Consider the following 24,595-nt stretch of genomic DNA (forward strand, 5'->3'; position numbering starts at 1 on the left):
CGCCGATGTCGGGACCACCCTCAAGCTGTGCTGCATCAGTGCTGGCGATTAACGTCGCTTGGCCATTTCATTGATGAAGCGATCGAACAGAGGCGCTACGTCGTTCGGGCCAGGGCTGGCTTCAGGGTGACCCTGGAAGCTGAAGGCGCTCTTGTCGGTCAGTTCGATGCCTTGCAGGGTGCCGTCGAACAGCGATTTGTGGATCGCGCGGACGTTGCCCGGCAGAGACGTTTCGTCTACCGCAAAACCGTGGTTCTGGCTGGTGATCATCACCACACCGCTGTCCAGATCCTGGACCGGGTGGTTCGCGCCGTGGTGGCCGTGGCCCATTTTCAGGGTCTTGGCGCCAGCGGCGAGGGCCAGCAATTGGTGACCGAGGCAGATGCCGAACACCGGAATTTCGGTTTCGAGCACGTCCTTGATCGCCTGGATCGCGTAGTCGCAAGGCTCCGGGTCACCCGGGCCGTTGGACAGGAACACGCCGTCCGGTTGCATCGCCAGCACATCAGCGGCTGGCGTCTGCGCCGGCACCACGGTCACGCGGCAACCGCGTTCGACCAGCATGCGCAGGATGTTCAGCTTGACGCCGTAGTCGTAGGCAACCACGTGGTACGGCAGCTCGGAGGCGTCGATGGTCGCGTGGCTGTCGGTTTTCAGGCCCCAGACAGTCGAGCGCCATTCGTACTTTTCTTTGGTGCTGACGACTTTCGCCAGGTCCATGCCTTTCAGGCCAGGGAAGCCTTGGGCTGCGGCGATCGCGGCTTCTTCGGAGATGTTGTCGCCGGCCATGATGCAGCCGTTCTGCGCGCCTTTCTCACGCAGGATGCGTGTCAGGCGACGGGTGTCGATACCGGCGATTGCCACAACGTTGTTGGCTTTCAGGTAATCGGACAGGGACATCGTGTTACGCCAGTTACTCGCAACCAGCGGCAGGTCACGGATGACCAGGCCAGCGGACCAGACGCGGTCGGACTCGGCATCTTCCGGCGTGGTGCCGGTGTTGCCGATGTGCGGATAAGTCAGGGTAACGATCTGTTGGGCGTAGGAAGGATCGGTAAGGATTTCCTGATAGCCGGTCATGGCGGTGTTGAACACCACCTCTCCAACGGTCTGACCGTCGGCTCCAATGGCTTCGCCGCGAAAAATGCTGCCATCAGCAAGGGCGAGTATGGCTGGCTTAGTCAAGAAGACCTCCCGTAAATAAAGCCTGAAAGGGCGATCGCAGGTTGTAAAAAAGCGGAGTGACGTATGGACACGTCACCCCGCTTCTTCACCGAATAATTCTGCGCGCTTTTAGTGGACACACTAAAGCTGTAGCTTACAGAAAAAGGCTTTTTTGGTCTACCGCCAATGAGCCTTAAAGGCCGGAGAATGCGACAGGGCGTCGCGTGGCGGAGTAAAACCGGGTTCAAACGCTGGGCTTGAACCCGATTTCGGGCGCATCTTAACGCAGGTCGAGCACGTCTTGCATGTCATAAAGGCCTGGCGCCCGACCATCCAGCCACAGCGCTGCACGCACAGCACCCTTGGCGAATGTCATGCGGCTGGACGCTTTATGCGTGATTTCAAGTCGCTCACCTTCGCAGGCGAACAGCACGGTGTGATCACCCACCACATCACCACCGCGAACGGTTGCGAAGCCGATGGTTTCACGCTCGCGAGCGCCGGTATGACCTTCGCGCCCGTAAACCGCAACCTTCTGCAGATCACGATCCAGCGCACTGGCGATCACCTCTCCCATGCGCAGCGCCGTGCCGGATGGCGCGTCGATCTTGTGCCGATGATGCGCCTCGATGATTTCGATATCCGCCTCATCACCCAAGACCCGGGCCGCCATGTCGAGCAGCTTGAGCGAGAGGTTTACCCCAACGCTGAAGTTGGCCGCGAACACGATCGGAATATCCTTGCCAGCCTCGGCCAGCACTTGCTTCTGCGCAGCGTCCAGCCCGGTGGTGCCGATGACCATGGCTTTGCCCGCCTTACGACAGAACGCCAGGTTTTTCAGCATCACTTCCGGCAGCGTGAAGTCGATCAACACATCGAACTCTTCAGCCACGGCTTCGACATGCCCGCACAGCGGCACGCCAATCCGGCCCAACGAAGCCAGCTCACCGGCATCGACGCCAATCAGCGTGCTGCCGGGACGCACGATGGCCGCCGTCAGACCGGTCAGCGGCGCGCGTTGCTGCACCGCTTCAACGAGGATCTTGCCCATGCGCCCGGCAGCGCCCATCACCGCAATACGTCGCATGCTCACTCCTTACAAGTCGCCGAAGAAGCGCTTCACGCCTTCGAACCAACCGGTGGTTTTCGGCGAATGGCTGTTGTCGTCCGCCAGCGAACTGCGGAACTCCTCGAGCAATTCGCGCTGACGACGACCCAGGTTGACTGGAGTTTCCACCGCCACACGACACATCAAGTCACCAGCACCGCCGCCACGCACCGGCGCAACGCCTTTGCCGCGAACACGGAACTGCTTGCCGGTCTGCGTCCCTTCCGGGATTTTCAGTTTGACTCGACCATCAAGGGTCGGAATCTCCAGCTCGCCGCCCAACGCCGCATCGACGAAGCTGATCGGCACTTCACAGAACAAATGCTTGCCGTCGCGCTGGAAGATCGCGTGCTCGCGCACATTGATCACCACGTACAGATCGCCAGTCGGCCCACCCTGAGCGCCCGCCTCGCCTTCGCCGGACAGACGAATGCGGTCACCGGTATCAACACCGGCCGGGACTTTCACGGAAAGGGTTTTGTACTCTTCGACACGACCTTCGCCGTGGCAGGAATCGCACGGGTCGGAAATGATCTTGCCTTGGCCATGGCAGCGCGGGCAGGTCTGCTGCACCGAGAAGAAACCTTGCTGCATGCGGACCTGGCCGATACCGCCGCAGGTCGGGCAGGTGATCGGCGCGGAGCCTTTCTTGGCGCCCGAACCGTCGCACGGCTTGCAGTTGACCAGCGTCGGAACACGGATATTCACCGACGTGCCGCGCACCGCTTCTTCCAGATTCAGCTCCAGCGTGTAGCGCAAGTCGCTGCCGCGCTGGGCACCGCCACGGGAACCGCCGCGACCACCACCGAAGAAATCACTGAAGACATCACCAAAGATGTCGGAGAAGTTCTGACCGCCAAAACCGGCACCGCCGCCCATGCTCGGGTCGACACCGGCATGACCGTACTGGTCGTATGCCGCGCGCTTGCTGGAATCGGACAGCACTTCGTAGGCCTCGTTGGCCTCTTTGAACATCTCTTCCGACGCTTTGTCATCGGGATTACGGTCCGGGTGATGCTTCATCGCCAGGCGGCGGTAGGCCTTCTTCAGGTCTGCTTCGCTTGAGCCACGCTCAACACCCAATACTTCGTAATAGTCACGCTTTGCCATAAGTCTTTGCACTCTTAAGGACGTTCGGCAAACCCCTCCTGAGCTCTGCCAAACTCGTTGAGCCCCAATACAGGCCCGGACCCAACTCACGTCAATTCAACGATCCTGGTCTTTGATTCGATGCGGTACTTGCGGCGCGAAAAGCAGGAGCATCTTCGGCCATACCGCCAACACGCGAGCGCTGTCGCATGCTGTAAAAATTCGCTAACTCCAGACACGCCAACGCGGGAGCAAGCTCCCGCGCGGCGACATCCTACCAGTCACCGCCAGAAGGCAGTCAACCGGGCGACCAACAACTTACTTCTGGTCTTTTACTTCTTCGAACTCAGCGTCGACAACGTCGTCAGCCTTCTCAGCCGATTCGCCCTGCGGTGCAGCGCCTTCAGCTGGCTGAGCCTGCTCGGCGTACATTTTCTGAGCGACTGGCGCGGAGACTTTCGACAGCTCTTCAACCTTGGCGTCGATTGCAGCTTTGTCGTCACCTTTGACGGCGGCTTCCAGAGCAACAACAGCAGCTTCGATTGCAGTCTTCTCTTCAGCGCTGACCTTGTCACCAGCGTCCGAGACCATTTTGCGCGTCGAGTGAACCAGTGCATCACCCTGGTTACGGGCAGCGGCCAGTTCTTCGAACTTGCGGTCTTCGTCGGCGTTGGTTTCAGCATCGCGAATCATCTGCTGAATCTCTTCCTCGGACAGACCGGAGTTGGCCTTGATCACGATCGACTGGGTCTTGCCGGTGGCCTTGTCTTTGGCGCCTACGTGCAGAATGCCGTTGGCGTCGATGTCGAAGGTCACTTCAATTTGTGGCACGCCACGTGGTGCTGGTGGAATCTCGGCCAGGTCGAACTTGCCCAAAGACTTGTTCTGAGCCGCTTGCTTACGCTCACCTTGCAGCACGTGAATGGTCACAGCGCCCTGGTTGTCGTCGGCAGTCGAGAACACTTGCGATTTCTTGGTAGGAATCGTGGTGTTTTTCTCGATCAGCGCGGTCATCACGCCGCCCATGGTTTCGATACCCAGGGTCAGCGGGCTAACGTCCAGCAGCAGAACGTCTTTAACGTCGCCGGCCAATACTGCGCCCTGGATAGCAGCACCCATGGCAACGGCTTCGTCCGGGTTCACGTCTTTACGCGCTTCTTTACCGAAGAACTCGGTAACCAGCTTCTGAACCAGTGGCATACGGGTCTGACCGCCTACCAGGATCACGTCGTTGATGGCGCCAACGTCAATACCGGAGTCTTTCAGAGCGATGCGGCAAGGTTCGATAGTGCGTTGAACCAGGTCTTCTACCAGCGCTTCGAGCTTGGCGCGGGAGATTTTCACGTTCAAGTGCTTAGGACCGGTCGCGTCTGCAGTGATGTACGGCAGGTTAACGTCGGTCGAATTGCTCGAAGACAGTTCGATCTTGGCTTTTTCAGCGGCTTCTTTCAGGCGCTGCATCGCCAGCGGGTCACCTTTGAGGTTCATGCCGCTTTCTTTCTTGAATTCGTCAACGAGGTAGTCGATCAGACGAATGTCGAAGTCTTCACCGCCCAGGAACGTGTCACCGTTGGTGGCCAATACTTCGAACTGGTGCTCGCCATCGACTTCAGCGATTTCGATCACGGAAACGTCGAAAGTACCGCCGCCCAAGTCGTAAACGATCACGGTGTGATCGCCCTTCGCCTTGTCCATACCGTAAGCCAGAGCAGCTGCGGTTGGTTCGTTGATGATGCGTTTAACGTCCAGGCCCGCGATACGGCCGGCGTCTTTGGTCGCCTGACGCTGGCTGTCGTTGAAGTAAGCCGGAACGGTGATCACCGCTTCGGTCACTGGCTCGCCGAGGTAGTCTTCGGCGGTCTTCTTCATTTTCTTCAGAATTTCAGCCGAGATCTGTGGCGGCGACATTTTCTGGCCGTTCACTTCAACCCATGCGTCGCCGTTGTCAGCCTTGGCGATTTTGTACGGGACCATCTTGATGTCTTTCTGCACGACTTCTTCGTCGAACTTACGACCGATCAGACGCTTCACCGCGTACAGGGTGTTATGCGGATTGGTCACAGCCTGACGCTTGGCCGACTGGCCAACGAGGATTTCGCCATCGTTGGCATAAGCGATGATCGACGGCGTAGTACGCGCGCCTTCAGCGTTTTCGATTACTTTGGCTACGCCGTTTTCCAGCACGGAGACGCAGGAGTTGGTAGTCCCCAGGTCGATACCGATAATTTTGCCCATGTTAACTCTCCCGAAACTTTTGGATTTGGTTGCCGCAGCAGTGGTGGCTGACTGCGGTAGCACTTAAACGCTTGACTTCTAAATGGGGGCCTTGCGGCTAATTTCAAGCCTGCTCATCAATAGAAGGCGAAACTGGCGCAGGCGCCTTGCTGACCACAACCATCGCCGGGCGCAGCAAGCGACCGTTCAGTTGGTAGCCCTTCTGGAACACCTTGAGCACGCTGTTCGGCTCGACATCGGCGCTTTCCTGCATGGCCATCGCCTGATGATGAACGGCGTTGAACGGTTCGCCATGCGGATCGATCGCTTCCAACTGATAACGCTTCAGGGTGTCCTGGAACATTTTCAGGGTCAGCTCAATGCCTTCGCGCATCGGGCGGATGCTTTCATCGTCCGGGTTGGACAACTCCAGACCACGCTCCAGGCTGTCGATGATCGGCAGCAAGTCGCCGGCAAATTTTTCCAGCGCGAATTTGTGCGCCTTTTCGACATCCTGCTCGGCGCGACGGCGGACGTTCTGCAGATCAGCTGCTACACGCAAAGCCTGATCCTGAGCGCCAGCCAATTGCTCCTCGAGCACTTGTACACGGGTCGCCAGCTCATCGCCCGAACCTTGGGCAGCCTGATCGGCGTCGAGATTTTGCGGATCCACTGTCTGTTCGTCAGCCATAGAATTTCTCCTTTCAATATCGTCCGCGAGCTCAACTCGCGCTTCTGTCCAGCTATATGGGGCCGCAAAATCGTGCTTCAAGGGGCGCGCAAGGTTTAACCCTACAAAAAAGCACAGCATTGTCATTCCCAAGCGTGCTAACGATTTCGTCGGATCAAGCAAATCGAGCTAAGCGCGGCCATTGTCAGCTCCGAATAAAACACTGTATAAATAACCAGACCTAAAGCCTGGGAGCGGCCTTTATGCTGGTTCACCTGTCTGTACACAACTACGCCATCGTCGAACATCTCGATCTCGAACTCGATCGCGGGATGAGCGTGATCACAGGGGAAACCGGCGCCGGCAAGTCGATCATGCTCGACGCCCTGGGCCTGACCCTCGGCGATCGCGCCGACAGCGGCGTGGTTCGCCCCGGCGCCGACAAGGCCGATATTCTCGCGACCTTCGACCTGATCGACATTCCCGAGGCCAGCGCCTGGCTGGCCGAACGCGACCTCGAAAGCGACGGCCCGTGCATTCTGCGCCGGGTGATTACGGCCGAAGGGCGTTCGCGCGGCTACATCAACGGCACGCCCTGCCCGCTCGGCGATCTCAAGGCTTTGGGTGAGCTGGTAATCGACATCCACAGCCAGCACGAACACCAATCCCTGCTCAAAACCGATACCCACCGCCGCTTGCTCGACGAATATGCCGGTGCCACCGACCTCGCCCGCCAAGTGCAATTGGCCGCGCAGCGCTGGCGCCAGACCCGCCAGGAGCTGGATCGCCTGTCCAACTCCGGCGACGAGCAACGCGCCCGCCATCAATTGCTCAGCTATCAACTCGAAGAGCTGGAAAACCTCGGCCTCGGCGAAAACGAGCTGGAGCAATTGGAGCAGGAACACAAAAACCTGACCAACGCCGAAACCCTGCTGGGCATCTGCCGACAAGTGGTCGAGCAATGCAGCGAGAGTGATTCCGGCAATGTCTTGAATGCACTGACCGCCAGCCTCAATCGCTTGTCGAGCGTCAACAATTCGGTTGGCGCCTTGGGCGAAGCCAGCAGTTTGCTGACCAGTGCGCAGATTCAGGTCGAGGAAGCCGTCGGCGAACTGAACCGCTTCCTTGATAACTTCGACGCCGACCCGGCGCGTCTGCAATATCTGGAAGAACGCCTCGATGCGATCTACACCTTGGCGCGCAAACACCGGATCCAGCCGACCGAAGTCGCGGAGATGCAGCAAAAGCTGCTGGATGAAATTGAAACGCTGAATGCCAACGACGAATCCATCGAACGGCTGGGCGAAGAGCTGGCGTCTTTCGCCCGCCATTATCAAGAGAAGGCACGCGACCTCAGCGACTTGCGCCATCAGGCCTCGGGCACTCTGGCCAGCGCCGTTGAACAGGAAATCCAGCGTCTGGGCATGCCCGGCGGGCGCTTCACCATCGAACTGCGCCCTAATAGTAGTGACGAATTGCTGCCTAACGGGCTTGAGCAAGTCGAACTGCTGGTCAGCGCCAACCCTGGGCAGCCGATGAAAGCGCTGGCGAAAGTGGCGTCGGGCGGTGAGCTATCGCGGATCAGCCTGGCGATCCAGGTCATCACCGCGCAGACATCGCGCGTGCCGACGCTGGTGTTCGACGAAGTGGACGTGGGCATCGGTGGCCCGACCGCCGAGATTGTCGGCCAGTTGCTACGCCGGCTCGGCGAGCGCGGTCAGGTGCTGACGGTCACGCACTTGCCTCAAGTGGCGGCGCAGGGTCACCAGCATCTGTTTGTGCATAAAGTGCGCGGTGCCGATGCGACACACACGGCGGTGTCGAAGCTGAGCAAGAATGATCGCGTCGAAGAAGTCGCGCGGATGCTCGGCGGGATCGATCTCACCAAAGAATCCCTGGCTCACGCGAAGAAAATGGTCATCACCGCAAAAATCTAAGCGCTGCAGGAATCTAAGAACGGTAGAAATATAAGAACGGTAGAAAGCACGAAGGCGACCCTGGGGTCGCCTTCGCTCGTTTCGCGAACATCATGTTCGCGCGACATGCTTACTTTTTCTTGCGTACGTACAGTACGAGATTGTGATCCACCATCTCGAAACCGTACTTATCGACGATCGCCTTCTGAAGACGCTCGATTTCTTCGTCGAAGAATTCGATCACTTCACTGGTTTCGACGTTGACCATATGGTCGTGATGCTTGCCGTCGTCCAGTTCGAAGACTGCGTGACCGCCGTCGAAGTTGTGTCGCACCACAAGCCCAGCTGCCTCGAACTGAGTCAGTACACGGTAAACCGTGGCCAGACCGACGTCCTCACCAGCCTCCATCAGAGCCTTGTAGACATCCTCGGCACTCATGTGGCGCTGCTCGGCAGAATCGAGCATTTGCAGAATTTTGACCCGTGGCAGGGTCACTTTGAGGCCGGCTTTGCGTAGTTCGCTATTTTCAACCATGGTCAGCTTTCTCGCGATGCTGCTTCGCAGCTTCTCTTAATGCGGGTATGATCGGCGTTTACGTTGTCCCAGCCAAGATAGTGGAAGTCGCCCACCGATGCAAAACACCAAGCTCTTGCTAACCAGTTTCACCTTCGTGGGACTGCTCGCACTCGCCGGTTGTTCATTCCCCGGGGTTTACAAAATCGACATCCAGCAGGGCAATGTCGTCACGCAGGACATGATAGACCAGTTACGCCCGGGAATGACCCGTCGGCAAGTACGGTTTATCATGGGCAACCCTCTGCTGACCGACACGTTCCATGCCGATCGCTGGGATTACCTGTATAGCCTGCAACCGGGTGGTGGAGAACGCCAACAGGAACGCGTAAGCGTTATCTTTAACCCTAACGACCAACTCGTCAGCCTGTCGGGTGATTTCATGCCTGGCGTGAGCCGCGACGAAGCCATTCTCGGCAAGGAACCCGGCACTAACGTGACCGCTCCTGCAGAAAACACCGAGAAGCCAGAACCGGAAAAACCGGTGAAACCAGGTTCGTTGCTGGATCAGATTCAGAAGGACGTCGACGGCGTAGAAACCGTTCCAGTCCCGACTCCAGAACCGCTGGACACCACGCCGCAATAATTTGCGACGCAATAAAAAACCCGGCATGTCCGGGTTTTTTATTGTCTGGCGCTCAGCGATTCACTGATTTCGCGCTTTGGCCTCGGCAGCCTTGGCCGCACGCAAGCGCCGAACTTCTTTCGGATCGGCAAGCAAAGGGCGATAAATCTCGATGCGATCACCGGCCTGAACCACCCGCGTATCAGCATCGGCGATCACCTTGCCGAAAATTCCTACCGGACAAGTCGCCAGGTCCAGCTCGGCAAACTCGGCACCGATGCCGGACGCCAGCAAAGCCGCCCGGACTGTCGAGCCCGCAGGCACGGCAGCACTGAGCAATGCCTGACGATCCACGGCGGCATACACCACCTCAATCTCGATCACCGACTCAACCATGCATTTGCTTGGCACGCTGACAAAAGGCGTCGACCAGCGTGTTGGCAGCCTGATTGAACAACGGCCCCAACGTTGCACGGACGATCGGCCCGGCGTAATCGAACGACAGGTCGAGGCTGATTTTGCAGGCCTTCTCGCCCAATGGCTTGAACACCCAAACGCCATGCAACTGATTGAACGGGCCTTCCTCGAGATTCATCTCGATCGAATGCCCGGGCACCAACGTATTACGCGTGACGAAATGCTGACTCAAGCCACCCTTGGCCACGCCCACGCTGGCGCGCATGTGCTCAGGGGAGCTTTCGAGGACTTCGGCCGCCGAGCACCACGGCAGAAATTCCGGGTAACGTGCAACGTCGTTGACCAAGTCATACAAGGCTTGCGCCGGATACGGCAGCAGGGCCGAGCGTTGAATATGTGTCGTCATGTCAGCGTCACTTCCACAGCTGGGCGGCAAACACTACGAGAATGCCGATGGGCGCCACATAGCGCATCAAAAACAGGGACAGGGCAAACAGAATCGGGCTGCGGATCGACAATTCGTCGCGTACCGCTTCCCGTCCCATCACCCAGCCTGCAAACACCACGAAACACAAACCACCGAGTGGCAACATGATCCGCGAGGTGAAGAAATCGATCACTCCAAAGAAATCCAGGCCGCCGGTCGCGCCCCATTGGTAGAGATGGAACATCCCGCCTTCGTTCACGAAAAATTTCGCTTCCTTCCAGATATTGAAGGAAAACACCGTGCCCAGCCCGACGAACCAGCAGGTGAACGCCAGCCAGAAAGTCACCCAGGCGCGGCTGATTTTGGTCCGCTCAACCAGATACGCGACCATGGGTTCGAGCAGGGAAATCGCCGAACTCCACGCTGCAATCGCTACCAGCACGAAGAACACTACGCCCATCACCTGACCGAACGCCACGTTCCCGAAGGCAAATGGCAGGCTGACGAACATCAGCCCAGGGCCTTCGCTCGGGTTCAAACCGGCGGCGAACACAATCGGAAACAATGCCAGGCCGGCAACCAGCGACACGAAGGTATCGAGGATCGCCACGCCGACCACGGTGCCCGAGATCGACGAGTTCTTCGGCATATAGGCGCCGTAGATCATGATCGAGCCGACACCGACGCTGAGCGAGAAAAACGCGTGGCCCATCGCTGGCAGCAAGCCGTCGAGGACTTTTTCCGGGTGGAAGTCGAACATGAAATGCACGCCTTCCATGAAATGCCCGGTGGTCATGCTGTAACCCAACAGCACAATGACCATCACGAACAGCAGCGGCATCATGATCCGCAGGCTGCGCTCAAGCCCGGCCACCACACCTTTGGCGATGACAATGGCGGACAGCAGCATAAAAATCGTGTGCCAAAGTGTCAGGCGCCACGGATCGGCGATCACATTGCCGAAATACGCGCCGACCTGATCCGCCGTAACGCCCTGAAAGTCGCCACGGCCCATGTCGATGATGTAATCCAGCGACCAGCCGCCGACCACACTATAGAAAGACAGGATCAGCAACGCCGTGATCATCCCGGCAAATGCGCCCCACGACCACTTGCCCGAGTGCCCGGCCTCTTGCGCCAACACTTTCAAAGCATTCGCCGGACTTTGCCGCGCGCGGCGGCCAATCAGGGTTTCGGCCAGCATGACCGGCACCCCGATCAGCGCAATGCACGCCAGAAACATCAGCACAAAGGCGCCGCCGCCATAGACGCCGACCATGTACGGGAATTTCCAGATGCTACCCAGGCCCACGGCCGAACCGGTCGCGGCGAGTATGAAGACCCAGCGGCTAGCCCAACTGCCGTGGACAGAAACCTTGTCTGTCGACATCGTTATCACGTCCAAGCGTTCAAAAAAGAGGCCGCATTGTCCGGGATTCAATCAACCTGCTCAAGCACGTAGCGATACCGTAGCCGACTCGCGTGCAACTCCCTATAATGCCGCCCCTATGGCTAAAACGAAGAAACACCCAACAGGGACCATCGCGCAGAATAAAAAGGCGCGACACGATTACTTCATCGAACACAAGTTCGAGGCTGGTCTGGTCCTGGCCGGCTGGGAAGTAAAAAGTCTGCGGGCAAGCAAGCTGCAACTGGTTGACAGTTATGTGCTGCTCAAGGATGGCGAAGCCTGGCTGCTTGGCAGTCACATCACGCCGCTGATGACCGCGAGTACGCACGTCATCGCTGATCCGACCCGCACCCGCAAACTGCTGCTCAACCGGCGCGAGCTGGAAAAGCTGGCCACTGCCGTGCAGCAAAAGGGTTATGCCTGCGTATGCCTGTCCTGGTACTGGAGCAAGCACATGGTCAAGTGCGAAATTGCTTTGGGCAAGGGCAAGAAGGAATACGACAAGCGCGATACCGAACGCGAACGCGATGCCGGTCGCGAACTGCAGCGCGCAGTGCGCAACAAGGGCAAGGAAGAGTAATCTCCCTGCCTGGTCGTTCCCACGCAGAGCGTGGGAGCGATCATGACTAAATCCCCTTGCGCCGCTCCGCCCGAGCCACGCGCTGTACTTCCTGCCGCACTTCTTCCAGCACTTCCTGCACATACAGGATATGGCGGCTGGACACTTCTCGCGCCTGCTCCGCCCGCCCCTCGATAATCGCCAGGTACAACTCCCGGTGCTGACTGATCAGCATGTCGCGAGTTTCCGTGCGCTGCTTGTACATGCCGCCAATGTTGGTCACGACGTTGCGCTTCAACAGATCGAACAACCCGCGAATGGTATGCAGCAGCACGGCGTTGTGGCTCGCCTCAGCGATCGCCAAATGAAATTTCGCGTCCGCCGCGCCCTCTTCCACCCGGCTCACTTCATCGTGACGCGTGTAGCAGTCCTGCAATTCGTTGAATGAAGCGGTCAGCCGTTCGCGATCGACATCAGTGGCGCGCATCGCCGCGTAATAAGCGCAGGACGCTTCCAGCGTATGGCGAAATTCCAACAGGTCGCGCTGCGCTTCGGGGTTGCTTTCCAGCAGATGCAGCAGCGGATCGCTGAAGGTCGAGCCGAGCGAATCCACCACATAATTGCCGCCGCCCTGACGACTCACCAGCAAACCCTTGGCCGCCAGTTTCTGGATCGCTTCGCGCAACGACGGGCGTGACACGCCGAACTGCTCGGCCAGTGCGCGCTCGGCCGGCAAGCGCTCGCCGGACTTCAGCGTGCCCTCGAGAATCATCCCCTCAAGCCGCTCGACAATATCGTCAGACAAACGGCGCTGACGAATTTGATCAAACCCCATAACTCAATTCTCCACGATCCCGGCAGCTCGCCGGGCTCTCTATTCTGGCCTATCGGCGCGATGACAGCACCTACCAGACGGCATCCGACAAAACAGATCAGATGCGTTCTGCACCGCTTATTCGACAAAAGTTTTAGGGCGACAAATTGACACACCGCCCACAAGGCTTTTAACCTAGCCCACAGCGATTGTAAATTGGTATTACCAATTAACCAAGAACGCTGACAGTGCCTGACCAACAACAATTAGGGGCCACCCCATATGCAAACCTGGCAACAGCTCTACAGCCCGCTCGGCAGTCTCGGCGTGTCCGCGCTCGCGGCCGTTATTCCCATCGTGTTTTTCTTTCTGGCCTTGGCCGTGTTCCGCCTCAAGGGCCACGTCGCCGGCAGCATCACGCTGGCGCTGTCGATCGCCGTGGCGATCTTCGCGTTCCAGATGCCGGTCGACATGGCGTTCGCCGCCGCCGGTTATGGCTTCGCGTATGGCTTGTGGCCGATCGCGTGGATCATCGTCGCCGCGGTGTTCCTGTACAAACTGACGGTCAAGAGCGGCCAGTTCGAGGTGATCCGCAGCTCGGTGCTGTCGATCACCGACGACCAGCGTTTGCAGGTGTTGCTGATCGGTTTCTGCTTCGGCGCGTTCCTTGAAGGTGCCGCCGGTTTCGGCGCGCCGGTAGCGATTACTGCCGCTCTGCTGGTGGGACTTGGCTTCAATCCGTTGTACGCCGCCGGCCTGTGCCTGATCGCCAACACCGCGCCTGTCGCGTTCGGCGCGCTGGGCATTCCGATCATCGTTGCCGGGCAAGTCACCGGCATCGACGCATTCAAAATCGGCGCCATGACCGGTCGCCAACTGCCGTTGCTGTCGCTGTTCGTGCCGTTCTGGCTGGTGTTCATGATGGATGGCCTGCGCGGCGTTCGCGAAACCTGGCCGGCTGCCCTGGTCGCCGGTTTGAGTTTTGCGATCACCCAATACTTCACCTCGAACTTCATCGGCCCGGAACTGCCGGACATCACCTCGGCCCTGGCCAGCCTGATCTCGCTGACGCTGTTCCTGAAAGTCTGGCAGCCAAAACGCGCCGCCGGCCAGCACATCGCCGGTGCCGTTTCCGCTTCGGTGGTGACTGCCAGCGCCGGCGGATTCGGCCAGCCGCGTTCGACCGTGGCGTCGCCTTACAGCTTCATGGAAATCCTCAAAGCCTGGTCGCCATTCCTGATTCTCACCGTGCTGGTCACCATCTGGACGTTGAAACCATTCAAAGCGATGTTCGCCGCCGGCGGTTCGATGTACAGCTGGGTGTTCAACTTTGCCATCCCGCACCTCGACCAACTGGTGATCAAAGTCGCGCCAATCGTCACCGCACCAACCGCCTTGCCGGCGGTGTTCAAACTTGATCCGATTTCGGCGACCGGCACGGCGATTTTCTTCTCGGCGCTGATCTCGATGCTGGTGCTGAAGATCAATTTCAAAACTGGTCTTACCACTTTGAAAGAAACCTTCTACGAACTGCGCTGGCCAATTCTGTCGATCGGCATGGTGCTGGCGTTTGCCTTCGTCACCAACTATTCGGGCATGTCCTCGACCATGGCGCTGGTATTGGCCGGCACCGGCGCAGCTTTCCCGTTCTTCTCGCCATTCCTCGGCTGGCTCGGCGTGTTCCTGACCGGTTCCGATACCTCGTCGAACGCGCTGTTCAGTTCGTTGCAAGCGACCACCGCGCACCAGATCGGCGTCAGTGATGTGTTGCTGGTTGCGGCAAACACCAGCGGCGGCGTCACCGGCAAGATGATCTCGCCGCAATCGATCGCCGTGGCGTGCGCCGCGACCGGGCTGGTCGGCAAGGAGTCGGACCTGTTCCGTTTCACCCTCAAGCACAGCCTGTTTTTCGCAACCATCGTCGGCCTGATCACCTACGTCCAGGCCTACTGGCTGACCGGCATGCTGGTGCACTAAGGACTACAACCAACAACGAAAAAACCGACGCCGGACCACGATTCCGGCGTCAGCTATTCACCACCCGGTCTGTAAGGCTGCTGAAAGCTTGCCGCTTTATATTCAGCAGCCTCAACGGACGGATAACCGGGACCACCCGGAGACGCCTGATGAGCGAGCTTTTTTACAACGCCGTGCCGAACGCGACCCGCGTCGCCCCGCCACTGCCCGAGCCTCGACAATACCCCAGCGAAAAACCGTCGCGGGTCTACCTGTTCGGGACATGTGTGGTGGATCTGTTCTACCCCGAAGCCGGGATGGACGCGATTCACCTGCTGGAACGCGAAGGCATTCGCGTCGAATACCCGCAAGGGCAAAGCTGCTGCGGGCAACCGGCTTACACCTCCGGTTACACCGAGCAAGCCCGGACCGTGGCGCGCTCGCAACTGGCGCTGTTTGCCGGGGATTTTCCGGTGGTGGTGCCGTCGGGTTCTTGCGCGGGCATGTTGCGCGAGCACTACGCCGACTTGTTCAAGGATGAGCCGCAGACGTTGAAACAGGTTCAGGCGCTCGCCGCCCGGACGTATGAACTGGCCGAATTCCTGCTGTTTGTCTGCAAAGTGCAACTCAAGGACAGCGGCCAACCGGTGAAAGTGGCGCTGCACACCTCGTGCTCGGCACGCCGCGAGATGAATACGCACCTGCATGGCCGCGAATTATTGGCGCAGTTGGGCAACGTCGAACGGGTCGAGCACAGCCACGAAAGTGAATGCTGTGGCTTTGGTGGGACTTTCAGCGTCCGTATGCCAGACATTTCTGGAGCGATGGTGGCAGACAAGACCCGATCGCTGAAGGAATCCGGCGCGCATCAAGTGCTGAGTGCCGATTGCGGCTGTTTGATGAACATCAACGGCTCGCTGGAGAAACAGAAGGAAGCGTTGCGCGGCCAACATCTGGCCAGTTTCCTTTGGCAACGTACCGGCGGTGTCCGATGAACGCCTCGGTGATTATTCCTACGGTTGCCGTAGAAGAAGATTTCAGAACCAGGGCTCACGAGGCTTTGGCTGACACGCAATTGCGAAATAACTTTCGCACGGCGATGGATTCACTGATGACCAAACGGGCAGCGTCTTTCAGCGATGCCCATGAAAGAGAACATCTGCGAGCGCTGGGCAATGCTGTTCGGGCCCGTGCGTTATCCAAGTTGCCCGATTTGCTCGAGCAGCTTGAACAGAACCTGACCCGCAACGGTGTGACAGTGCACTGGGCGGAAACGGTGGACGAAGCCAATGGCATCGTCTTGTCGATCATCCGCGCTCACGAGGCGCGGCAAGTGATCAAGGGTAAATCGATGGTCAGTGAAGAAATGGAGATGAATCATTTCCTCGCTGATCAAGGCATTGAATGCCTGGAATCGGACATGGGCGAGTACATCGTCCAGCTCGACCACGAGAAACCTTCACACATAATTATGCCGGCGATCCACAAGAACGCCGGTCAGGTCGCGTCCTTGTTCCACGACAAACTTGGCGTGGAATACACCAAGGACGTTGACCAACTCATTCAGATCGGTCGCAAAGTCTTGCGACAGAAATTCTTCGAAGCGGACATCGGCGTCTCCGGCGTCAACTTCGCCGTGGCCGAAACCGGCACCTTGCTGCTGGTCGAAAACGAAGGCAATGGCCGCATGACCACCACTGTGCCGCCGGTACACATCGCCGTGACCGGCATCGAAAAAGTCGTTGAAAACCTGCGCGACGTGGTGCCGCTGTTATCGCTGCTGACCCGCTCGGCCCTTGGCCAACCCATCACCACCTACGTCAACATGATCTCCGGCCCGCGCAAGGAGCATGAACTCGACGGCCCGCAAGAAGTGCATCTGGTGTTGCTCGACAACGGTCGCAGCCAGGCCTTCGCCGACAGCGAATTGCGCCAGACCCTGAACTGCATACGCTGCGGCGCCTGCATGAATCATTGCCCGGTCTACACCCGAATCGGCGGCCACGCTTATGGCGAGGTTTACCCTGGGCCGATCGGAAAAATCATCACGCCGCACATGGTCGGCCTGGCGAAAGTCCCGGACCATCCAAGTGCATCGTCGCTGTGCGGCGCCTGCGGTGAAGTCTGCCCGGTAAAAATCCCTATCCCGGCATTGCTGCGTCGCCTGCGCGAGGAGAACGTCAAGGCCCCGGACTCACCGCACCAAGTCATGCGTGGCCAGGGCAGCAAGTATTCGCGCAAGGAGCGTTTTATCTGGAACGCCTGGGCCAGACTCAACAGTTCACCGACGCTTTATCGCTGGTTCGGCTTCTTCGCCACGCGCCTGCGTGCACTCGCGCCAGCCAACGTCGGGCCATGGACGCAAAACCACAGCGCGCCAAAACCCGCTGCCCGCTCGCTGCATGACATGGCCCGCGAGCACTTGGCCAAACAGGGAGATCGTTGATGAGCGCCAGGCAAAATATCCTCGGCAAATTGCGCAATAGTCTGACAGGCACGACACCAGTGCCTGACGAGTTCGACGTCGAACTGGTGACCGCGCCCTACACCTACACCCCGGAACAACGCATCCCGCAACTGCGCAAACTGATGGAAGCGGTGCATACCGAAATCCATCTGACCACGGGCGAAGACTGGCCCGAGTTACTCGCACAATTGCTGCACGACCGGCAGTTGCCGAGCCTGTTGATCGCACCGACTACAGGGCATGGGCAGCGCGTCACACAACACTGGTCGAACAATCCGCACCTGCCGACACTCAAATCCTACGACCGCCCGGTAGAAGCGTGGAAAGCCGAACTGTTTAACGACACCCCGGCCAGCCTTACCACGACACTCGGAGCAATCGCCGCGACAGGTAGCCTGATTCTCTGGCCAACGCGCGAAGAACCGCGTTTGATGAGTCTGGTGCCGCCGGTGCATTTCGCCTTGCTCAAGGCCAGTGAAATCCGCGACAACTTCTATCAGGTGCAAGAGGAATTCGAGTGGGCCCAAGGCATGCCGACCAATGCCTTGCTGGTGTCCGGCCCGTCAAAAACCGCCGACATCGAGCAAGTGCTGGCCTACGGCGCCCACGGTCCGAAAGATTTGGTGGTGTTGATCCTGGAGGACCAATGACGTTACCGGCCGCTTTTCTGCGTGACGCGCAGCAACTGATTCCACAAGACCGGCGTTTCGATGATCCGTTATCGACGTTGGCGTTCGGCACTGACGCGAGTTTTTATCGGCTGATTCCGCAGTTGGTGATCCGCGTCGAATCCGAGGACGAAGTGGTCGCCCTGCTTAAACTGGCGCAACGCGATCAGGTGCCGGTGACCTTTCGCGCGGCCGGCACCAGCCTTTCCGGGCAGGCGATCAGCGACTCGGTGCTGATTGTGCTGGGGGATAACTGGAACGCGCGCGAGATTCGCGGCCAAGGCACGCAAATTCGCCTGCAACCGGGGGTGATTGGCGCCCAGGCCAACGCGTGGCTGGCGCCGTACGGGCGCAAGATCGGCCCGGACCCAGCGTCGATCAACGCCTGCAAAATCGGCGGCATCGTCGCCAATAACGCCAGCGGCATGTGCTGCGGCACGGCGCAAAACACCTATCACACACTGGCCGGAATCCGGCTGGTATTGGCCGATGGCAGCCGCCTTGATACCGAGGACCCGGCCAGTGTCGCGGCGTTTCGCGAGAGTCATGCGCCGTTGCTGGAACGCTTGGCGACTTTGAGCCGCGAGACCCGCGCCAATGCCGAACTGGCCGCGAGAATTCGCCACAAATACCGTCTGAAAAATACCACCGGGTTGTCGCTAAATGCCTTGGTGGACTTCGACGAACCTGTGGATATCTTGAGCCACTTGCTGGTGGGCTCGGAAGGTACGCTGGGCTTCATCAGCGCGGTGACCTACGACACGGTGATCGACCACCCGCACAAAGCCTCGGCGCTGATCGTGTTCCCGGACGTGGAAACCTGCTGCAACGCGGTGACCGTACTGAAAAGCCAACCGGTCGCGGCTGTTGAATTGCTCGACCGCCGCAGCTTGCGCTCGGTGCAAGACAAACCCGGCATGCCTTCTTTCGTACAACAACTGTCGAATAATGCCTGCGCCCTGTTGATCGAATCCCGCGCCGCGTCGTCCACTTTGCTCCACGAACAACTGGCGCAGATCATGGCGTCGCTGACTTCATTCCCGGTCGAGAAACAAGTCGACTTCACTGAAGATCCGCTGGAAAACGCCCGCCTCTGGGCGATCCGCAAAGACACCTTCCCCGCTGTCGGCGCCGTGCGTAAAACCGGCACCACGGTGATCATCGAAGACGTGACGTTCCCGGTCGAACAACTGGCGATCGGCGTCAATCGGCTGATCGCGTTGTTCGACAAACATTCCTACGACGAAGCGATCCTTTTCGGACACGCGCTGGAAGGCAATCTGCACTTTGTCTTCACCCAAGGCTTCAACAACCCGGAAGAAATCGCACGCTACCAGGCGTTCATGGACGACGTGGCGCAGTTGGTTGCCGTGGAATTCGGCGGCTCGCTGAAGGCGGAACACGGTACCGGTCGCAACATGGCGCCCTTCGTCGAACTGGAATGGGGCAGCGATGCCTATCAGTTGATGTGGCAACTCAAACGCCTGCTCGACCCGAACGGCATTCTTAATCCGGACGTGGTACTCAGCGACGATCCGCAGATTCACCTCAAACATCTGAAGCCGCTGCCCGCCGCCGACGAGATCGTCGACAAGTGCATCGAGTGCGGTTTTTGCGAGCCGGTGTGCCCGTCGAAAGGCCTGACCCTGAGCCCGCGCCAGCGCATTGTGATCTGGCGCGACATTCAGGCGAAACAACGCGCCGGCGTCGATACCACCGAACTCGAAGCCGCCTACGACTATCAAGGCATCGAAACCTGCGCCGCGACGGGTCTTTGCGCACAGCGCTGCCCTGTAGGAATCAATACCGGCGACCTGGTGAAAAAGCTCCGCAGTCGTAAGGCAACGCACACGAAAACCGCCAACTGGATTGAAGGAAATTTCGCCAAAGCCCTGCAAGGTGCGCGCTTCACCCTGCACGTCGCCAACGGTGCGCGAATGATGCTCGGGGCGCCGCGTTTGGCCAAGCTCTCGGCCACGTTGACGCGGCTGTCCAAAGGTCAGGTCCCACAATGGACCAGCGCCATGCCGCAGCCGGAAAAAGCCATTCGCTTCAGCCCGACCGTGTCGGACCAACGCCCTCGCGTGGTGTACCTGGCGGCTTGTGTCTCGCGGGCAATGGGCCCGGCGGCAGGGGATAAAGAGCAGATGTCGTTGTACGACAAAACCCGTGGTCTGCTGGAAAAGGCCGGTTACCAAGTGATCTTCCCGGATAACCTCGACAGCCTCTGCTGCGGTCAGCCATTTGCCTCCAAGGGCTACGCCGAGCAGGCCGAACACAAGCGTCAGGAGCTGATCGGCGCGTTGCTGCATGCCAGTCGCGGCGGGCTCGATCCGATCTACTGCGACACCAGTCCTTGTACGTTAAGGCTGGTTGAGGATTTGGGTGATGTGCGTCTCGATCTGTACGATCCCGTCCGTTTCATCCGTACGCACTTGATGGATCGACTGGATTTCACCCCGCAGGAAGCGCCGATCGCGGTGCACGTCACGTGCAGCACCCAGCACCTTGGCGAGAGCCAGGCGTTGATCGATCTGGCGCGTAAATGCAGCAACAACGTGGTGATTCCGGAAGGCATTCATTGCTGCGGATTTGCCGGCGACAAGGGTTTCACCACGCCGGAATTGAACGCGCATTCGCTGCGCTCGCTCAAGGATGCGGTGCAGCATTGCAGCGAGGGACTGTCGACCAGCCGCACGTGTGAGATTGGTCTTACGCAACATGGCGGGATTGACTACCACGGGTTGGTCTATCTGGTGGACCGGGTGACGCACGCACGTTCAGTCTGATCAATTTCCACCTGCAAAAAGGGGGCGAATCCGCCCCTTTTTAGTGCGTTTATGAGTTAAAAACGCTTCCTTCATAACTTTATTCATAAAAAGCGAATTCCTTTACTCGGCTGTAGTCATCTGTATAAGCCCGTTAACGAGGCTTGCCACCGACTCGACGTGCCGGCCAATGAACGCCCAGCACCGAGACCAAACGTTCAGGAGATACCCATGAAACGTACCGCACTCGCTGGTCTGTTCATTTCCGCTGCAATGTTGGCCTCCCCCGTATTCGCTGCGGAAAACAACCTGTGTACCGTCAAAGTGCAAGAGCTCAAGGACAAAGTGACCTCGATCCCGGCGACCTCCGAAAACACTCGGATGGAGCTCAATCGACTGCTCGCCAGCGCACAAGCCTCGCAAGCCGCCGGTGACGAGAAAAAATGCATCACCGAAGCGACCCAAGCACTGTCGCGTGCAGACAAATTGTCCAACGAACCCAACCCATAATCAGTTGAGGCCAACCTTCGGGTTGGCCTTCTGAGCTGTGTTGGCGTACACTGCGCACGCCTGTCGCTCATATGATTCACCGAGCAACAGGCACGGGGCCGTTTAGGATTCGACGCCGGTCGCGAAACTTTAGGTGCATGCCGAGTTGGTAACAGAACTCGTAAATCCACTGTTGCAACTTTCTATAGTTGCCAATGACGAAACCTACGGGGAATACGCTCTCGCTGCGTAAGCAGCCTTAGCCCTTCCCTCCTGGTACCTTCGGGTCCAGCAATCACCAGGGGATGTCTGTAAACCCAAAGTGATTGTCATATAGAACAGAATCGCCGTGCAGTACGTTGTGGACGAAGCGGCTAAAACTTACACAACTCGCCCAAAGCACCCTGCCCTTCGGGTCGCTGAGGGTTAACTTAATAGAAACGGCTACGCATGTAGTACCGACAGCGGAGTACTGGCGGACGGGGGTTCAAATCCCCCCGGCTCCACCAAATACTAGTTTCCACATGTTCCCACATGACTCGGAAACACCCCAAGAAGCCCGCCCCGTGCGGGCTTTCTTGTGTCTGGACATCCCCGAATGAACCCACACAGCATTGCACCCCGTGTATGCCTGCTTGTATGCTCGCCTTAAATTTGAAACTGGGGCATACACGCATGAAGCGTTCGGAGATTAAGCGCCGTCCGATGGCAGACACCACCCTGGCCAGCCTTGAGCCTGAAGCCAGCACCTACCGTGAACTGGATGGCGCCGGGCTCTATTTGCGAGTGAAGCCCACCGGCCAGAAGTCGTGGGAGCTGCGTTACAAAAAAGCCGATGGCAAATGGTCCTGGCTAGGCTTGGGAGGCTACGGCAAGGGCAGCCACCAGTTGACCGGCGAACAGGCACGTCAAAAGGCGGCAGAGCTACGTGACAGCACAATGAAAGATGGCAGCATGCTCGCTACCCAGCGCGCTCAAAAAGCAGCGGAACGCGAAGCGGCTAACAACACTTTCGAGCATCTGGCGCGAGAGTGGTACGCCAACAAGCGCAAAGGCTGGAGTGCGGGTACTGCCACCCGAACCATCGGCGCCCTGGAACTGCATGTGTTTCCCGTCTTTGGTAAGCGGCCCTATCAAGGTGTTCTGCCAATGGAGTGGATGGAGTTTCTGCGCGGTATGGAGCAAACCGGGATTGTCGAGCAGACCAGCCGAGTACGCGGCATGTGCCGGGAAATTTACGACCTGGCTCGCGTCACTGGCCGCGCTACTCACAATCCACTGGAGGGGCTGCACAAGTTCCTGCTTACCAAGCCAGCCGAGAACTATGCCCACGTTTCAATCGACGAGTTGCCGCCTCTATTGCGAGCTATCAGAGCGTACCCAAGTGCGGCGGACGTTCGTATCGGCTTACACCTGCTGTCTATGCTCGCCTGTCGTCCGTCTGAACTGCGAGAAGCCCGGTGGGCTGAGTTCGATCTAGATGGAGGCCTGTGGACTGTTCCCGCTGAACGAATGAAGCGTCGTCGTGAACATGTGGTTCCCCTACCGCGCCAAGCCGTCGAACTGTTGCACGCTCTGCACAACCTCACCGGGGCTTATTTGCTGCTATTTCCTGGTCGCAGCGACACCACCAAACCGCGTTCCAATACCGTTTTTCTGATGGCACTGCGTCGCCTTGGCTACGAAGGTCGGCAGACCGGCCACGGATTCCGCCATATCGCCAGCACGATCCTCAATGAACACGGCTTCGAGGAGAATCACATTGAAGCTCAGCTATCACACGTCAAAGACGGGATTGCAGGGGTGTACAACAAAGCGCAATACCTGGGCCAGCGCACGACCATGATGCAGTGGTACGCCGACCACTTGGATGCGCTCGCCGCTGGAAACGTGGTGGCGTTCAAGCGCGCTTGATAGCGAACTTCTGACACCCACACCTTCTATAACAAAACCGTAGGGAAACACATGGCAATCAAGCCACTTAAGCTCAAACGCTACATTTCTGAAGATGAAGCCGCACAACTTCTTTCTTTACTGATAGGTGAGAAAGTCAGTAGCGAAGATATGGCAGGGTACGCCTTGGAAGGAATTATTCCGGGGTATATGCAGTTTTCGCCAGTCGATTCTGAAACTTACCCTGACGTAGTGTTCTCCCTTGCCGATGATGATCGATTCCCTGAGTACGATAAGGATCGTGGCGCCATGCAGGAATGGCTTTCCGTTATTCCATATCCGCTGCCTTACGATGGTTGGATAGAGGACAGCAATGGCACTAGGTGGCGGGTATTAGCAGGTAGGGCCGACTTCGGTGTTGATGAGATTAGACCTGACCATTATGTGCGAGTTTATTCACCTCACGAGATTTGCCAAGTAGCTGAGATCATGAACGATCCAACCGCTTGCCCGGAGTGGCCGGCGATCCTCCATTCACGCGGGCAGACTTGGGACTTTTACGACTTATATGAGGAAGAGCTAGCTGGTAAAGATTTACCGGCCAAGACTTCGTATGTATTGAGTCCATTTAGGGAGTTCAACGATTACATACCCACTGCCGATGGGCGCCAAACATTGGTAAGCACAGGGCCTATTGGAGAACGAAATATTAACTGGCAACTTGTGGTTGCTGGACTTTGGGAGCTGCTGCGCGATGACCAGAAAAAACAGGGAGCTGTTGCGGCGGAAATCGGTGAGCGCAAATGGAAAGGAGCGCGCAAAGACGATGTAAACCACGCCCTGAGGATAGCAAAACAGGCTATGGAAACGCAGAATCAATAATGTTGTTTGCAATGCAAGCAAATATTTTGCATTGCTATGAAAGGTGCGAGAAAGGTGCATAACGTAGCGGGCCTTAACCACACAGAGGCCCATATGCATCCGAATAATCCCCCTCCAAGCAAGGGGCTGATCCGTCAGCCCGCCCTCTGCCAATGGCTAGACGTGACCCGCTCCGGCCTCGCCAAGCTCAGAGTGAAAGACCCATCATTCCCCAAGCCCATCAAAGACGGTGACTCCCGCCAAGCTGCCGCTTACTACGTCGTGGCCGAGGTAGAAGCCTGGCTGCAATCCAAGATTGCAGCCAGAGACAAAGTCCAAGTCGACCACCCTGGGGATGCGAAACAGTGAGCGGTCCGAATTTTAAATGCTCCAGTCGTGCCCTTTTAGTGCAGTCGTGCCCATGCCCAAGGCTGGGCACTACTGAGGGCACAAGGGCACGACTGCCGAAATCGGTTGCCAGTGACAAAAATCACGGTTATCGTTTTGCTGTCGCTGCAAATTCAGCGACCGGGCGTCGCGGCCCGATGAATCCAAGGCGCCACAG

General features: G+C 58.3%; 22 protein-coding genes and 1 other RNA gene. 13 read left to right on the plus strand and 10 right to left on the minus strand.

Going from position 1 to position 24,595, the window contains the following annotated elements:
• Positions 1–48: 48 nt before the first annotated feature.
• From carA to grpE, 5 genes are all read right to left on the minus strand, one after another.
• Positions 49–1,185: a glutamine-hydrolyzing carbamoyl-phosphate synthase small subunit gene (gene carA / locus BLU01_RS08730; protein ID WP_092273506.1), complete on the minus strand. Its 1,137-nt coding sequence runs from the start codon at positions 1,183–1,185 to the stop codon at positions 49–51.
• A 259-nt stretch (positions 1,186–1,444) separates the two neighbouring features.
• Entirely contained in the window at positions 1,445–2,251 is an 807-nt protein-coding gene (gene dapB / locus BLU01_RS08735) for a 4-hydroxy-tetrahydrodipicolinate reductase (RefSeq protein ID WP_092273509.1), read from the minus strand.
• A gap of 9 nt (positions 2,252–2,260) precedes the next feature.
• Positions 2,261–3,382, minus strand: coding sequence for a molecular chaperone DnaJ (gene dnaJ / locus BLU01_RS08740; RefSeq protein ID WP_092273512.1), 1,122 nt, complete (start codon positions 3,380–3,382; stop codon positions 2,261–2,263).
• Between the two features lie 297 nt (positions 3,383–3,679).
• On the minus strand, positions 3,680–5,596 hold the full coding sequence (gene dnaK, locus BLU01_RS08745; protein ID WP_092273515.1) for a molecular chaperone DnaK: 1,917 nt from the start codon (positions 5,594–5,596) through the stop codon (positions 3,680–3,682).
• Positions 5,597–5,699: 103 nt separating this feature from the next.
• Entirely contained in the window at positions 5,700–6,266 is a 567-nt protein-coding gene (gene grpE, locus BLU01_RS08750; protein WP_092273518.1) for a nucleotide exchange factor GrpE, read from the minus strand.
• A 242-nt stretch (positions 6,267–6,508) separates the two neighbouring features.
• Between grpE and recN the strand changes: the two genes are divergently transcribed.
• Complete coding sequence (gene recN, locus BLU01_RS08755; protein WP_092273521.1) at positions 6,509–8,182, plus strand: DNA repair protein RecN; 1,674 nt, start codon at positions 6,509–6,511, stop codon at positions 8,180–8,182.
• Between the two features lie 109 nt (positions 8,183–8,291).
• On the opposite strand, the gene fur is transcribed toward recN, so the two are convergent.
• A complete protein-coding gene (gene fur / locus BLU01_RS08760) occupies positions 8,292–8,696 on the minus strand; it encodes a ferric iron uptake transcriptional regulator (RefSeq protein ID WP_003197684.1) in 405 nt (134 codons plus the stop codon).
• Between the two features lie 97 nt (positions 8,697–8,793).
• Between fur and BLU01_RS08765 the strand changes: the two genes are divergently transcribed.
• Positions 8,794–9,321, plus strand: coding sequence for an outer membrane protein assembly factor BamE (locus tag BLU01_RS08765; RefSeq protein WP_092273523.1), 528 nt, complete (start codon positions 8,794–8,796; stop codon positions 9,319–9,321).
• A 60-nt stretch (positions 9,322–9,381) separates the two neighbouring features.
• On the opposite strand, the gene BLU01_RS08770 is transcribed toward BLU01_RS08765, so the two are convergent.
• Genes BLU01_RS08770 through BLU01_RS08780 form a run of 3 tightly spaced genes read right to left on the minus strand, consistent with a single transcriptional unit; the run spans position 9,382 to position 11,534 of the window.
• Positions 9,382–9,696 (minus strand): RnfH family protein, encoded by a 315-nt coding sequence (locus tag BLU01_RS08770; RefSeq protein ID WP_092273526.1) that lies wholly within the window; start codon positions 9,694–9,696, stop codon positions 9,382–9,384.
• Positions 9,689–10,123: a type II toxin-antitoxin system RatA family toxin gene (locus tag BLU01_RS08775; RefSeq protein ID WP_054050071.1), complete on the minus strand. Its 435-nt coding sequence runs from the start codon at positions 10,121–10,123 to the stop codon at positions 9,689–9,691. Before BLU01_RS08775 ends, BLU01_RS08770 begins: the two co-directional genes overlap by 8 nt.
• Before the next feature lie 7 nt (positions 10,124–10,130).
• Positions 10,131–11,534 (minus strand): sodium-dependent transporter, encoded by a 1,404-nt coding sequence (locus tag BLU01_RS08780; protein WP_092273529.1) that lies wholly within the window; start codon positions 11,532–11,534, stop codon positions 10,131–10,133.
• Positions 11,535–11,652: 118 nt separating this feature from the next.
• Between BLU01_RS08780 and smpB the strand changes: the two genes are divergently transcribed.
• Positions 11,653–12,135, plus strand: a complete 483-nt coding sequence (smpB, locus tag BLU01_RS08785) for an SsrA-binding protein SmpB (RefSeq protein ID WP_092273532.1) — start codon at positions 11,653–11,655, stop codon at positions 12,133–12,135.
• Positions 12,136–12,181: 46 nt separating this feature from the next.
• Here smpB and BLU01_RS08790 read toward each other — a convergent pair whose 3' ends face one another.
• Positions 12,182–12,949, minus strand: coding sequence for a GntR family transcriptional regulator (locus BLU01_RS08790; RefSeq protein ID WP_092273535.1), 768 nt, complete (start codon positions 12,947–12,949; stop codon positions 12,182–12,184).
• Between the two features lie 261 nt (positions 12,950–13,210).
• Between BLU01_RS08790 and BLU01_RS08795 the strand changes: the two genes are divergently transcribed.
• The 10 genes from BLU01_RS08795 (at position 13,211) to BLU01_RS08840 (ending at position 24,399) form a co-directional block, all read left to right on the plus strand.
• Complete coding sequence (locus BLU01_RS08795) at positions 13,211–14,905, plus strand: lactate permease LctP family transporter (RefSeq protein ID WP_092273538.1); 1,695 nt, start codon at positions 13,211–13,213, stop codon at positions 14,903–14,905.
• A gap of 149 nt (positions 14,906–15,054) precedes the next feature.
• The gene (locus BLU01_RS08800; protein ID WP_092273541.1) at positions 15,055–15,879 is read left to right on the plus strand and encodes a (Fe-S)-binding protein; all 825 of its coding nucleotides are present in this window, start codon (positions 15,055–15,057) and stop codon (positions 15,877–15,879) included.
• Positions 15,876–17,330: a LutB/LldF family L-lactate oxidation iron-sulfur protein gene (locus BLU01_RS08805; protein WP_092273544.1), complete on the plus strand. Its 1,455-nt coding sequence runs from the start codon at positions 15,876–15,878 to the stop codon at positions 17,328–17,330. The genes BLU01_RS08800 and BLU01_RS08805 overlap by 4 nt, the downstream gene beginning before the upstream one ends.
• Positions 17,330–18,001, plus strand: coding sequence for a LutC/YkgG family protein (locus tag BLU01_RS08810; protein WP_092273547.1), 672 nt, complete (start codon positions 17,330–17,332; stop codon positions 17,999–18,001). Before BLU01_RS08805 ends, BLU01_RS08810 begins: the two co-directional genes overlap by 1 nt.
• On the plus strand, positions 17,998–20,808 hold the full coding sequence (locus tag BLU01_RS08815; RefSeq protein WP_092273550.1) for an FAD-binding and (Fe-S)-binding domain-containing protein: 2,811 nt from the start codon (positions 17,998–18,000) through the stop codon (positions 20,806–20,808). Before BLU01_RS08810 ends, BLU01_RS08815 begins: the two co-directional genes overlap by 4 nt.
• 210 nt (positions 20,809–21,018) lie before the next feature.
• Positions 21,019–21,297, plus strand: coding sequence for a hypothetical protein (locus tag BLU01_RS08820; RefSeq protein ID WP_092273553.1), 279 nt, complete (start codon positions 21,019–21,021; stop codon positions 21,295–21,297).
• 94 nt (positions 21,298–21,391) lie between these two features.
• Positions 21,392–21,785: a transfer-messenger RNA gene (gene ssrA / locus BLU01_RS08825) on the plus strand.
• Positions 21,786–21,951: 166 nt separating this feature from the next.
• The gene (locus tag BLU01_RS08830; protein WP_092281531.1) at positions 21,952–23,190 is read left to right on the plus strand and encodes a tyrosine-type recombinase/integrase; all 1,239 of its coding nucleotides are present in this window, start codon (positions 21,952–21,954) and stop codon (positions 23,188–23,190) included.
• Between the two features lie 51 nt (positions 23,191–23,241).
• A complete protein-coding gene (locus tag BLU01_RS08835) occupies positions 23,242–24,051 on the plus strand; it encodes a hypothetical protein (RefSeq protein ID WP_092273555.1) in 810 nt (269 codons plus the stop codon).
• A 93-nt stretch (positions 24,052–24,144) separates the two neighbouring features.
• Positions 24,145–24,399 (plus strand): helix-turn-helix transcriptional regulator, encoded by a 255-nt coding sequence (locus BLU01_RS08840; protein ID WP_092273558.1) that lies wholly within the window; start codon positions 24,145–24,147, stop codon positions 24,397–24,399.
• Positions 24,400–24,595: the final 196 nt, after the last annotated feature.

The sequence above is a fragment of the Pseudomonas prosekii genome, assembly GCF_900105155.1.
GTDB lineage: Bacteria > Pseudomonadota > Gammaproteobacteria > Pseudomonadales > Pseudomonadaceae > Aquipseudomonas > Aquipseudomonas prosekii.

Bases quoted from the DNA above. Each gene is read 5' to 3' on its own strand.
- dapB (WP_092273509.1), bottom strand. From the start codon at position 2,251: ATGCGACGTATTGCGGTGATGGGCGCTGCCGGGCGCATGGGCAAGATC.
- dnaJ (WP_092273512.1), bottom strand. From the start codon at position 3,382: ATGGCAAAGCGTGACTATTACGAAGTATTGGGTGTTGAGCGTGGCTCA.
- dnaK (WP_092273515.1), bottom strand. From the start codon at position 5,596: ATGGGCAAAATTATCGGTATCGACCTGGGGACTACCAACTCCTGCGTC.
- grpE (WP_092273518.1), bottom strand. From the start codon at position 6,266: ATGGCTGACGAACAGACAGTGGATCCGCAAAATCTCGACGCCGATCAG.
- recN (WP_092273521.1), top strand. From the start codon at position 6,509: ATGCTGGTTCACCTGTCTGTACACAACTACGCCATCGTCGAACATCTC.
- fur (WP_003197684.1), bottom strand. From the start codon at position 8,696: ATGGTTGAAAATAGCGAACTACGCAAAGCCGGCCTCAAAGTGACCCTG.
- BLU01_RS08765 (WP_092273523.1), top strand. From the start codon at position 8,794: ATGCAAAACACCAAGCTCTTGCTAACCAGTTTCACCTTCGTGGGACTG.
- BLU01_RS08770 (WP_092273526.1), bottom strand. From the start codon at position 9,696: ATGGTTGAGTCGGTGATCGAGATTGAGGTGGTGTATGCCGCCGTGGAT.
- BLU01_RS08775 (WP_054050071.1), bottom strand. From the start codon at position 10,123: ATGACGACACATATTCAACGCTCGGCCCTGCTGCCGTATCCGGCGCAA.
- BLU01_RS08780 (WP_092273529.1), bottom strand. From the start codon at position 11,534: ATGTCGACAGACAAGGTTTCTGTCCACGGCAGTTGGGCTAGCCGCTGG.
- smpB (WP_092273532.1), top strand. From the start codon at position 11,653: ATGGCTAAAACGAAGAAACACCCAACAGGGACCATCGCGCAGAATAAA.
- BLU01_RS08790 (WP_092273535.1), bottom strand. From the start codon at position 12,949: ATGGGGTTTGATCAAATTCGTCAGCGCCGTTTGTCTGACGATATTGTC.
- BLU01_RS08795 (WP_092273538.1), top strand. From the start codon at position 13,211: ATGCAAACCTGGCAACAGCTCTACAGCCCGCTCGGCAGTCTCGGCGTG.
- BLU01_RS08800 (WP_092273541.1), top strand. From the start codon at position 15,055: ATGAGCGAGCTTTTTTACAACGCCGTGCCGAACGCGACCCGCGTCGCC.
- BLU01_RS08805 (WP_092273544.1), top strand. From the start codon at position 15,876: ATGAACGCCTCGGTGATTATTCCTACGGTTGCCGTAGAAGAAGATTTC.
- BLU01_RS08810 (WP_092273547.1), top strand. From the start codon at position 17,330: ATGAGCGCCAGGCAAAATATCCTCGGCAAATTGCGCAATAGTCTGACA.
- BLU01_RS08815 (WP_092273550.1), top strand. From the start codon at position 17,998: ATGACGTTACCGGCCGCTTTTCTGCGTGACGCGCAGCAACTGATTCCA.
- BLU01_RS08820 (WP_092273553.1), top strand. From the start codon at position 21,019: ATGAAACGTACCGCACTCGCTGGTCTGTTCATTTCCGCTGCAATGTTG.
- BLU01_RS08830 (WP_092281531.1), top strand. From the start codon at position 21,952: ATGAAGCGTTCGGAGATTAAGCGCCGTCCGATGGCAGACACCACCCTG.
- BLU01_RS08835 (WP_092273555.1), top strand. From the start codon at position 23,242: ATGGCAATCAAGCCACTTAAGCTCAAACGCTACATTTCTGAAGATGAA.
- BLU01_RS08840 (WP_092273558.1), top strand. From the start codon at position 24,145: ATGCATCCGAATAATCCCCCTCCAAGCAAGGGGCTGATCCGTCAGCCC.